This window comes from Staphylococcus kloosii (genome assembly GCF_032139365.1).
Classification (GTDB): Bacteria; Bacillota; Bacilli; order Staphylococcales; family Staphylococcaceae; genus Staphylococcus; species Staphylococcus kloosii_A.
The window spans coordinates 17,713-29,112 of record NZ_JAVTDB010000001.1 but is presented as its reverse complement, the minus strand read 5'-3'; the positions used below and the strand labels follow the sequence as shown (position 1 = coordinate 29,112).

Sequence of the window (11,400 nt, the reverse complement as noted above, 5' to 3'; positions counted from 1 at the left end):
AAATAAAATTTCATCTATATTATAAAATATATTGTTAATATTTGGTGTTTTTTAGCGCCGACTCCTGCGGGAGCAGCATGATTCGAAGACTACAGTCTGAGAACATGCCCGTGGAAAGCATGCGCTTAAAAAATGCCGGCAAAGTCTTAGACTTTGTCGACACTCTGAAATGTAGCTTATTGGCTACATTCTTTTTATTTGTTTAATTTTTTATAGTATCTAACATGTTTTTTTAACGGATTATAATTACTTAAATTGGGATAGTCAAAATGGTCATAAAATTGCATGTTTATTTTTTCCATTACTTTAATAGAACTCACATTTTGTTCTGCAGTTAAGGCATAAACTTCGTCGATACCTTGTGTTGCTGCATAAGCTAACACCGCTGTTGCACCTTCTGAAGCAATACCGTTGCCCCATACTTCAGGTATTAATCTCCATCCAATTTCATAAAACGGCAATTCTTCAAAGCTATATTTACTGTTTGTGGCTATATAATTCACACCTATAAACCCTAGCCATCCTCCTGTTTCTTTTAGTTCGACAGCAAATAGTCCTATACCATGTTCTTTAATAATTTCATCCATCTTATGCATATCTAATTCAGAACGGCGATAACTTAATAAGCTAGGAAAGAAACGTCTCACTTGTTGATTCGCATTCATTTGTTGAAATGGTAATAAATCATCTTCATGCCAATCTCTTAAAATAAGACGATCAGTTTCGATATAAATTGTCATAATGCACACCCCGTTATTGCTAATGGTAATTGTAGTATTATAAAAAAATAACGCGTTATGACTAATCATATCGCGCTACGTAATAGTTTTTATAAGTAAAATTGCTGTTATGCCTTAGTAATATAACTAATTAATTCTACGTTAACAGCTACTTCTTTTAATCTGTTTCTTTCGCTTTTTGGAGCTGTAAATGTAGCATCTATTAAATCATTTTGATGATCTAGTCTATAAGTAGCTACGAATGTATCAGTATCTGATTCAAAATTAGGTAAATGCGCAACGACACGTTTAATTTCACCAGTAGAATCTTTGATTTGTCTTCCTGTAATATTTTCTAATTCTTTACCTAGTTCAGGTAATGTAATTGAACGGCCTTCTAAAATATTGAAATCTTGTTCATGCATGAATACTCCCTCGCTTTCTTCACATGTCCTCAAATTATTGCTATTTATTACGAATTCATTTAAAAGTTTAACGTTAATATTTTTCATTTATTGTGATAACTCATGAATCACTTAATCTTTTACTTCAATTTTTATTTTTATGACAAGTTAATACCCTTTAATGTTGAAGCTAAAACCCTTACAAATTATTTTACAGGAAATATTGTAACATATTTGCTAATATTAATTAAATAATTTTTCTATTAGTTATACATATATATTTTAAGTATCGTTAATGATTCGTTCGTTTACTTATCTTTCTCTTTATCCGAATCTTTTTTCTTGTCACTACTATCGTCACTAGTTGAACCACTGTCAATGTCCTTTTCTAGTTGATCTGCTTGATCTTTCAATTTATCTTGTTGCTTGGATAATTTTTCCTTTTGTTGTTTTAATTCTTTATTTTCTTTCTCTAATTTACTAATGTCTTTTTGTAATGATTCTTTTTCTGCACTCTTGCCACAACCAGATAAAGCGATGGTCGAAGCTAAAATTAGAATAATCCACTTTTTCATACGTGAGCTCCTTATCATTATACTATCAAGCATTATTTTACCATTATTCTCTACGTTGTTCATCCATTGTTGTAAGTTCTTTAGACATTATCATTTTTTCAGTATTGTAGCCTAATTTATTATTTAATTGAATCATCGCTTCATTATCTATAGCTACAGTACCGATAACTTTATAGATGTGGTTTTCAATCGCCCACTGTTCAATTGCTTGCTTTAATTCTGTTGCTATTTGTTTATGTCTATAATCATGCGAGACAAATAGCATTTCAATCACTACTGCTTTATCTTCTTTTTGACAGTGTCCCCAAATAAAGCCAATAAGACGGTCTTCTCTAAGGTAACAAAATATAACATCATTCATATGTTTTAAGCGACGAATAATCATTTCTTCTCGTAAACTTATGGCAAATGTAGTAAGTTCTTGCGCATATGCTTGCTTCGTCAACTCAGACTCGTGAATATATGCTATTTGCTTTATAAATTGTTTATCTTCTAGGTTTAATTTTCTCATACAAGCCTCTCTATATAGTATTGATTTCTGTATTAATATTAGTCATAATTGTGTAGAAATCAATATTCTAATAAAAGGAACTTAAATTCAAATGAAATCTACTGACAAATTAACAAGGGAAAACAACGTTAAATCGTTACGCTTAAATAATACAGATAGAGAAATTTTTGAAAACTATATGACGTATGTCAGAGCTGATTTAAGTGTAAATCCACTTGATTCTGAAAAGATGTTGAATCGTATCTTAAAACAATTGCTCAACGCCGAAGATCGCGGAATACACGCTATGGATTTCTTTGATCACGATCCGAAAAATCATGCCAAAAGAGAATTAAAAGCCCTACCTAACGAGACGATAATCAATATTTTTAAATATATCGTTGAACATTTCATTTTATTAGTAGGTATCTTTTGCTTTTTAAAAGGGTTCATTGGTTTTTTCATTGGTGCCAAAAATATTTATTTATATACGTTCCCTATTATTTTAATCATCGGTATATTTATTGTGTTTTTATTTATTTGGATGATTTTTAAAGCAATACAAATGCAATGTTTTAGTAGATCTCATCTCAGTTGGTTATTAACTTATTTCGTTATTATTGTACTTATATGTACCATTTTTTATGTGTTCTTTATGCCTCAATCCTATTTAGCATTTGGACCCCACATATTTATCGGCAATTGGACATTTATTATAATATCTTTAATTATTGTGCCGATATCCTTATATATTGATCATCACTATTCAAATAAAAATGCCAATACAAGTTTATAAAAAAACAGAGGCTCAACGAAGAGTCTCTGTTTTTTTATTTTATGCTGTTTGCTGATCTTTTTTCTCAACTTGGATACTAATTATTAAAAAGATAAGTCCAATAAGCGTTAAAATAGGCGCTATTAAGCTTAATGAAGCAACTGGTAATTGTGTTACAACTACGCCTCCTAAAAATGCTCCTAATGCATTGCCTAAATTAAAAGCCGATTGATTTAACGTACTTGCAAGCGTCGGTGCGTCTTGTGAAATCAATGTACTTTTAAATTGTAATGATGGACTCATACTAAATCCAATTAAACCAAAGAAGAAGACGCCGGCTACCATTAAGAATCCATTCATTTGTATGAAATACAATAAAATAAAGTAAAGAATGAATGTGACAAAGATAATTTTTAATGCCTTATTTAAATTCAAATCTGCTAATTTGCCGCCAACGATATTACCGAGCGTTACACCCACACCAAAAATAATTAATATATAGGAAATTAAATTTTCAGCTACATGTGATACATCTATTAAAACTGAGGAAATGTAAGTGAAATAAGCAAACACACTACTAAATCCAAATAGTGTAACTGCTAATGTTAGCCATAAGCGTTTTTCTTTCAATATCTTAAGTTCATTAAGTACCGATGCGTCTTTATTAGGTTTTGTTTTAGGTACAAAAAAGATAATTCCTATAAACGCACAAACGCCAATTATTGCGATTATAACAAAAGTCATTTGCCATCCAAAATGTTGTCCGATTAACGTACCAAATGGTACACCTAAAATATTACTGAGACTTAAGCCCATAAACATTAACGCCATCGCACTTGCTCTATATGCTGGTTTGACCATACTTGCTGCTAATATTGAACCAATTCCGAAAAATGAACCATGGGCTAATGATGTTATGATTCTACTTGTTAGCATAACTCCATACGTTGGACTTAATGATGCTACAATATTCCCGAAAACAAATATTGCCATTAACACGAGTAACAGCATTTTACGATTCCATTTAATTGTTAGCATCACTAATATAGGTCCACCAATGGCAACGCCTAACGCATATCCAGTAATTAATTGTCCCGCTTGGCTTACTGAAACACCAAAGTCTCTAGCTACGTTTGGTAAAAGACCCATGATTACGAATTCTGTCATACCTATAGCAAAAGCGCCAATTGCCAACATCCATATTGCTATTGGATATTTCATTTGCAGTACCTCCTATTTCATTTTTTGCACATGAGTGAGATTATACTAAAAAACAAGCTTCAGAAACAAGTGCATTGCTTAAATATTTTTATAAATTTTCATTTCAATGCCTGAAATTATATAAATTGTCGGATAAAAATAAAAGCAGCCAAAAACTCAATAAGATTTGACTACTTTTACTATCATATTAAATTAATACTTCAATGAAAAACCAAATTACCATAATAATCATGATGATAGCTTGTGCGATCGAACTAGCTAAAAAGGCAATAACTGAGCCAAAACTAGCACTTAACGCTTGTTTGAAGTTAGATTCTAATATTAATTCAACTACAAGTACTGCGATAAATGGAATGATGATAATGCCAAATGGTGGAAATACAAAACAGCCTACTAATACTCCGATTAATGCAACGTATTCGCTTATTTTAGAACCACCAAATTTATTAACAAAGTATTTATTCATAATAAAATCTGCAACTAAAATAAATATTGTAAATAGCAACATCGAAACATAGAAGACCCAAGAAAGGTGGCTATTGTAAATGCCAAATTGGTAAATTAAGAAACCTACCCATAACATAAGTACTGACGGGATTATAGGTTTAATTAACCCTATAAATGCTAATGCAAAAGCTATGATAATTAATAACCATATTAAAACTGACATACTATCTACTCCGTAACTTCTTCTGTATATTTGTGGTCTTTCGTAAAGAATATTAATACCATACCGATAAATAATGATATGGCTGAGACATAGAATACATTACCTAAACCTACCCAATGACTCATTGCTCCACCTAATAAGTTACCACACAATTGACCTATGACCATCGCATTTGCGAACAATGTAGATGCATACCCAGGGAAGGCAGGTAAAATATCTTGAAAGTAACTAATGCCTAACCCTAATAAAATAGCTAAGAAAATAGCCAAGAACACTTGTCCTACTAACATCATTGCTACACTATCAAAAAAACCGATACTTAGGAAAAACAAACCGCCAAAAAGTCCACCAGACATTAATAAGGTTCTTGTTTGTAATTTGGCAGATAAAACGCCTAAGACTACCATAAACGGCACTTCTAAACCTGCACATAAACTAGCTAAATATCCTACATATCTTTCACTTTCTCCTAAATATTTCGTTACAAATAAGGGCATATTCAATGTATACATCCATTGTCCTATATGTAATAAAATAAAAGCTAAAAATGGCACGATTAATGATTTATCTCTAAGCATGTTTGGTGCTGCCGCTTCTACATAATTTTTATCGGTAGTTTTAGGTGCTGATTTAATATCTCTAAAGAAAACCACTTGTAATATTAAAGTGAATAAAATAATGCCTATTGTACCACCAAATAATCCTGAATAACCTTTTAGAGCTAACAAACCATTACCTATTAATGGACCAAATAAAAAGCCGAATGAAAACATTGATCGTAATACTGCGTTTGCAAATTTCGCTCTATCTTTTGAAGTAGATGCATTGATGGATTCTCTTGCAGATGCGTACATTTGTGGCATTGCAGGTGCAAATAAACCTTGGAATATTGCGTACATTGCTATAAAAATCCAAATTTCTCTAATATAGAAATAAATACTAAAACTCATTGCGCCCATAAAGAGTGCCGCAATAATTAAAAATTTACGATTGATATTTTTCGTATCTGAGAACCGCGCAACGATGGAATTAACAGTAAATTGACTAATAGCTGCTAATGCCAATAATAACCCATATTGCGTCGTCGTCATACCTAAATCGTTTGTCGCAAAAAGTACGAGATAAGGGAGAGTGATTGCAATGCCCATACCTAGTAACATCATATTGAATACAAATAATTTATAGTTTTTTATGTGTAACAACTGTATAAACATTTATTTACCCTCAATCCTAATTAGCTTTATTTAACGTATTCCATCACCAAATTAATAAATGATTCTACTTGTGGAAGTTGTACCATACTCGCATCATAACTTAAATAAGTAGAACGAATTAAAGGCTGTGACTCTATATCGACACGTTTAAAATCAAATTGTTCTTTATCCATATTTTTCATCATAATTTCAGGTAAAATTGTAACTCCTACACCGTTTAGAAGCATTTCTTTACATGTTGCCACTTGATCGACCGTTATCATAGCGTGATAATCTTGTCCTAAGTGATTGTTGTACCATTCTTTAATTTGGTTTATGTATACTGGGTCGGCTTGAAACTCAATGAATGGAAGTTTATTTACTTCATCACGTCTATGGTGAGGATGAATAAAATAATGTTCATCATTAAATAAATGCGTATTATTTAAGTTCATCAATTTATTTCCTCTAATAATCATTACATGATAATCTCTATGGTTGGCTTTAATTTGTTCACTTGAACCTACTTGCACTTGTATTTCAACGTTTGGAAATTGACGCGTATATAAGTTAAGTACTTCTGGTAATAACGTTTGTCCAATTAGAGACGAACAACCTATTGATATCGTACCGTTGACTTCACCTATATGTGCTTGCATTTTATCTAAAAATAATCTTTCTTTTTTTAACATCTCTTTTGCATGTTCAATAATCATTGAACCCTCTGTGGTTGTTATTAATTGTTTTTTCGTACGTATAAAAATATCGACACCAAAAGCATTTTCTATTGCTTTTAACCTTTGTGTCACAGCTGGTTGAGAAATATATAATATTTCGGCAGCTTTTCTTAACGTTTTAGTTTCATCTAAAGTCGTAATTAAACGATAATCGTCAATCTTCATAATAACCCCCTAAAGCTTTTATATATAAGTTTTTATTCTTCTTTAGATGATGTGTATTCATTCGTTTTTTAGTTAACTATTTACGTTGTGATTATTAAAATTTATTTATAACTTTTAATAAATAAATTTTAAATACTTACTAACGTTATAATAACTACTTAAAAAAATGCACAATTCATTCTTCATGCGTCATATCAATACCCGTAATGAAGCCATGATCTAACTCTCGCTTTGTCTATTTTCTTTATGTCTTTGGTGCTTTTTATGATGGGGTTTCACTTTATTAAACTTGTTTGGTTTATGTGCAGGCGTTTTATGTTTAATTTTGTGGAAACAATACATAATTTTTTCTTGCATTTGTGGAAAATCTTTGTCGATTTTAATCATTAACTGATGTGCAATCACATATGCTTCATGATATTGCTGTTTTGTTATTTGACCTTGTTCTAAAGCACGCTGTAAATCTTCTTCATCAACTAACTCATACTCGCCGTTCGGCAATACTAAAACATCTAAAAATAAATCTAACGTTCTTGCATTACCTTTTTGGGTAATATTTTTAATATTAATATCAAAATAAAATTCTAGCGGATTTCCCTCGCTATCAATCATAACGGTGATACTATAACGCTTTTTTTCCGGTAGTATTTGTAACCACTGATAGTTATCATCTGCAACAGTAATTTTTTGGCCAACTACCGAAACCTCGAGTGGTTCACGTACCTTTTTCATAGTAACTAAGCCAATAATACCTTTGAATTTATTATTATTCACTTTTACTTCTACATATTCTCTATCTACGATTCGACGCCAGTGACGTTTATCGATATATTTTACTTTCACTGTCACCAACTCCTTGCTCTTATTATATAAAACTGATTTCATAATGTCATCCATAGTATCAATGAATTGAACGCCAAATTTTAATTGTAACTATTGTACTATATTTCATAGCAATAAAGCTAAATTGACAACCTCTGGCTATTTTGTTAAATTGGAGTATATTTTCAGAAAATTACAACTATTGGGGGAAAAATGAATGACAGTACTACAACGACCATTTCGTGCTGACCACGTTGGCAGTTTGCTAAGACCAGAAAGATTAAAAGAAGCGAGAACACAATTTCAAAATAATGAAATTACCGCTACAGATTTACAAAAAGTCGAAGATGAAGAAATCGAACGCATCATAGAAAAACAACTAGAAGTAGGTTTACATAGCATTACAGATGGTGAATTCAGAAGAAGTTGGTGGCATTTCGATTTCTTGGAAAATTTAGATGGTGTTCAAGGATATACGCCAGAACACGGATTATCATTCGAAGGCGTGGAAACACGTAGTCATAATGTACGTATTACAGACAAAGTAAGTTTCAATCCAAACCATCCTCATTTTGAGCATTTCAAATTTTTATATGATAAAGTTGGGGACCGTGGCATAGCAAAAGTGTCTATTCCAAGTCCTAATCAATTGTTCCATCCAAACATTTTAAATGAAGCGATTTATCCAAACATTAAAGATTTTGCACATGATGTGGCCCAAGCTTATCATGAATCATTGCAAAAATTTTATGATTTAGGTGCACGCTATATCCAGTTAGACGATGTTTATTGGGCTAATTTAACTTCCGGCACTCAAAAAACACGCGGACGTGATCGTTCTGAGGATGAAAAAGAACGCGCAAGACAATTAGCATACGCAGTTATTAACGAGGCGATTCAAGGTTTACCAGAAGATTTATTAATCACTACACATATTTGTCGCGGTAATTACAAATCTACTTGGGCCATTTCTGGCGGTTATGAACCAATAGCGCCTTATTTATTTAAAGAAAAATTAGGTGGTTTTTTCCTTGAATATGATGACGACCGTTCAGGTGATTTTGAGCCGTTACGTTATTTCCCAGAAAATAGTGCAGCTGTATTAGGTCTATTTACTTCTAAAAGTGGTGATTTAGAAAATAAAGAAACAATTTTAGCACGTATTGCAGAAGCTAAAAATTATATTAGCGAAGATCAAATATGTTTAAGTCCTCAATGTGGATTTGCTTCGACTGAAGAAGGAAACAAATTAACTGAAGAGGAGCAATGGAAAAAATTAGCTTATGTCGTAGAAATTGCTAACGACGTCTTTAACACTTCAAAATAAGTACGCTGTACTATGTTGATAATATAAAACAGCTTCCCCAAAATTTAATTGTTGGGAAGCTGTTTTTTAATTTGTTATTTTTCTGTCAAAGCATAACGATCTATAACCTCATTTAAATGTGGATATAACTGCTTTAATTCAGTTTTGGTAAACATTTCAAAGTGATTGAAATCAAATGCGGGTTGGCACATACATCCCACTAGAGCATAACCTTCTTCATTGGCTAGCGATGACGCAAATATTGTACCTTTAGGCACCACATATTGCAATACGTCACCTTCGCCTGTATTCTTACCTAGTCTTATACATTTATATTGACCATCAGGGTCAATCATATGCACTAATAACGTGTGGCCCTCATGATGGTACCATATTTCATCAGCGTCTATGCGATGAAAATGCGATATATTGTCATGAGATAATAAGAAGTAAATACTAGAATATGGCGCGCGCGTTGAATTGGAACTCATACCAGTAATGATTTCTTTATAATAACCACCTTCAGGATGTGGTGTTAAACTCAATTGTTCAATCCACTGCTCAATATTTTGAGTCATTAATTTAACGCCACATTATGGAAAACATTTTGAACATCTTCCAAATCCTCTAAAGCATCAATTAGTTTTTCAAATACTTCTTGATCTTCAGCAGATAATTCAACGTCACTTTGTGGTAACATTTCGAATTCTGCTACTTTAAATTCTGCTACACCATATTCTTTTAATGCATCTTGTACTTGTGCAAATTGCTCCGGCTCAGCATAAACAATTGTTAAATCTTCTTCTTCAACAACGTCTTTTACATCGATATCTTGTTCCATTAATTGTTCTAAAATATCATCTGCAGCATAACCTTCGAAGCCAAATACTGCAGTATGGTCAAACATATACGCCACAGAACCAGACACGCCCATATTGCCGCCATTTTTACCGAAAGCAGCTCTTACGTCAGAGGCTGTTCTATTTACATTGTTTGTTAATGCATCAACAATAATCATTGAACCACTTGGTCCAAAACCTTCATATCTTAAATGATCGTAGTTTTCTTCTCCTGCACCTTTAGCCTTTTCAATCGCTTTTTCAATGATATGATTTGGCACAGAATACGTTTTGGCTCTTTCTAAAGTTAAGCGTAAAGTTTGATTTGATTCTGGATCAGGTTCTCCTGATTTTGCAGCAACATAAATTTCTTTACCGAATTTCGCATAAATACGACTTGTATTTTTATCTTTTTGGGCTTTTTTCTCTTTAATATTATTCCATTTACGACCCATAATTTCATCTCACTTTCTTAATCCTCTAATTGTAACATTTATATTATAGCGTAAATCACGCTTATTATATAGTTGAAAAGCTATAATCTTTGTATTTATAAGTCCACTAATTATTTAAACATAAAAGAGACGCGTATGTCGTTAACGTACAACAAAACCCGTCTCTTCTATATAATATTTAATTTGGTTACATATTATTTTCTGTTCATTCGTACAGCTAAGTTTAGTACGTATTTGATGATGTGTAGTAAGTTAATAAATAAGTTGAATCCCATTTCTCTAGGTGAGAATTTACCACGCTTCATACGGTTGAAATCGTATAGTGTATATAGTAAGAACAAGAATAAACCAACTATCGTTATAATAGTATGGAGTATTGGATTATGAATAAACATTCCTACGATACCTGCTATGACTAATGCTATTAAGGTTACGAATAAATATTTGCCCATACTAGAGGCATCTCCGATTAAGAAATAACCGATAAGTCCGAAAATAATAAATGCAGCTATTGCTAAAATAACGTTTTTGTAAAATACCTCTTCACCTAAATTTTGTAAGTAACTGGTAAATGTGGCATATGCCAATAAACCGACTACAACAGTATAAATGTGAGATATTATTAAACCTGACTTACGCGCTCGATTAGTAAATAAGGTAACTAACACTAGCACTAATAGTGCAATGGATAACGGTTTACGCCAAGACATCGGTAAAAACTGTCCAAAATAACAACCGATACCAAAGATTATCCAATAGTATACAAAGAATAACCATACTTTTCCGTAAGCTTTTGCCTGGTCTTTATTTTTCTTCATATTATAATTCTTTGTTTGTTGCGATGCTTCCGCCATGTTCTTCCCTACCTTTAAACTTATTATTGTTTTTAAATTAACATATATATAAAATAACACATAATAATAGATGTGTATTTGAATCTTCGGCATTTTGTATTACTTAATATTACAAATCTTAAAATTATCAAGCCCAATATAATGTAAAATAACTTATAAAAGGCGTAAAAAGGCA

Annotated in this window: 14 protein-coding genes; 2 read left to right on the top strand and 12 right to left on the bottom strand. The window is 31.9% G+C overall.

Annotated elements, in window-relative coordinates:
* Positions 1-194: 194 nt before the first annotated feature.
* From RPL90_RS00155 to RPL90_RS00140, 4 genes are all read right to left on the bottom strand, one after another.
* A complete protein-coding gene (locus RPL90_RS00155) occupies positions 195-740 on the bottom strand; it encodes a GNAT family N-acetyltransferase (protein ID WP_313541252.1) in 546 nt (181 codons plus the stop codon).
* Positions 741-847: 107 nt separating this feature from the next.
* Positions 848-1,144, bottom strand: a complete 297-nt coding sequence (locus RPL90_RS00150) for a hypothetical protein (RefSeq protein WP_048792518.1) — start codon at positions 1,142-1,144, stop codon at positions 848-850.
* A gap of 287 nt (positions 1,145-1,431) precedes the next feature.
* Positions 1,432-1,698: an SA0632 family lipoprotein gene (locus RPL90_RS00145; protein WP_313541250.1), complete on the bottom strand. Its 267-nt coding sequence runs from the start codon at positions 1,696-1,698 to the stop codon at positions 1,432-1,434.
* A 43-nt stretch (positions 1,699-1,741) separates the two neighbouring features.
* Positions 1,742-2,209 (bottom strand): GNAT family N-acetyltransferase, encoded by a 468-nt coding sequence (locus tag RPL90_RS00140; RefSeq protein ID WP_313541248.1) that lies wholly within the window; start codon positions 2,207-2,209, stop codon positions 1,742-1,744.
* Between the two features lie 91 nt (positions 2,210-2,300).
* Between RPL90_RS00140 and RPL90_RS00135 the strand changes: the two genes are divergently transcribed.
* On the top strand, positions 2,301-2,984 hold the full coding sequence (locus RPL90_RS00135; protein WP_313541246.1) for a DUF1129 family protein: 684 nt from the start codon (positions 2,301-2,303) through the stop codon (positions 2,982-2,984).
* A gap of 39 nt (positions 2,985-3,023) precedes the next feature.
* On the opposite strand, the gene RPL90_RS00130 is transcribed toward RPL90_RS00135, so the two are convergent.
* The 5 genes from RPL90_RS00130 to RPL90_RS00110 form a co-directional block, all read right to left on the bottom strand.
* Positions 3,024-4,184: an MFS transporter gene (locus tag RPL90_RS00130; protein ID WP_313541245.1), complete on the bottom strand. Its 1,161-nt coding sequence runs from the start codon at positions 4,182-4,184 to the stop codon at positions 3,024-3,026.
* Between the two features lie 187 nt (positions 4,185-4,371).
* Positions 4,372-4,854: a DUF456 domain-containing protein gene (locus RPL90_RS00125; protein WP_313541243.1), complete on the bottom strand. Its 483-nt coding sequence runs from the start codon at positions 4,852-4,854 to the stop codon at positions 4,372-4,374.
* Positions 4,855-4,859: 5 nt separating this feature from the next.
* The gene (locus RPL90_RS00120) at positions 4,860-6,068 is read right to left on the bottom strand and encodes a sugar efflux transporter (RefSeq protein ID WP_313541241.1); all 1,209 of its coding nucleotides are present in this window, start codon (positions 6,066-6,068) and stop codon (positions 4,860-4,862) included.
* A gap of 26 nt (positions 6,069-6,094) precedes the next feature.
* The gene (locus RPL90_RS00115) at positions 6,095-6,949 is read right to left on the bottom strand and encodes a LysR family transcriptional regulator (RefSeq protein WP_195715643.1); all 855 of its coding nucleotides are present in this window, start codon (positions 6,947-6,949) and stop codon (positions 6,095-6,097) included.
* Positions 6,950-7,168: 219 nt separating this feature from the next.
* Positions 7,169-7,792: a ribonuclease FAU-1 family protein gene (locus tag RPL90_RS00110; RefSeq protein ID WP_313541239.1), complete on the bottom strand. Its 624-nt coding sequence runs from the start codon at positions 7,790-7,792 to the stop codon at positions 7,169-7,171.
* A 196-nt stretch (positions 7,793-7,988) separates the two neighbouring features.
* Here RPL90_RS00110 and RPL90_RS00105 point away from each other — a divergent pair, with 196 nt between their 5' ends.
* On the top strand, positions 7,989-9,098 hold the full coding sequence (locus RPL90_RS00105) for a 5-methyltetrahydropteroyltriglutamate--homocysteine S-methyltransferase (RefSeq protein ID WP_313541237.1): 1,110 nt from the start codon (positions 7,989-7,991) through the stop codon (positions 9,096-9,098).
* A gap of 74 nt (positions 9,099-9,172) precedes the next feature.
* Here RPL90_RS00105 and RPL90_RS00100 read toward each other — a convergent pair whose 3' ends face one another.
* The 3 genes from RPL90_RS00100 to RPL90_RS00090 all read right to left on the bottom strand — a co-directional run bounded on the left by RPL90_RS00100 (position 9,173) and on the right by RPL90_RS00090 (position 11,225).
* Positions 9,173-9,655 carry a cupin domain-containing protein gene (locus RPL90_RS00100; protein WP_313541235.1) on the bottom strand — a complete coding sequence of 161 codons (483 nt, stop codon included), beginning with the start codon at positions 9,653-9,655 and terminating at the stop codon, positions 9,173-9,175.
* A complete protein-coding gene (locus RPL90_RS00095; protein ID WP_313541233.1) occupies positions 9,655-10,371 on the bottom strand; it encodes a YebC/PmpR family DNA-binding transcriptional regulator in 717 nt (238 codons plus the stop codon). The genes RPL90_RS00100 and RPL90_RS00095 overlap by 1 nt, the downstream gene beginning before the upstream one ends.
* A gap of 194 nt (positions 10,372-10,565) precedes the next feature.
* Positions 10,566-11,225: a Bax inhibitor-1/YccA family protein gene (locus RPL90_RS00090; protein ID WP_313541232.1), complete on the bottom strand. Its 660-nt coding sequence runs from the start codon at positions 11,223-11,225 to the stop codon at positions 10,566-10,568.
* Positions 11,226-11,400 lie beyond the last annotated feature (175 nt).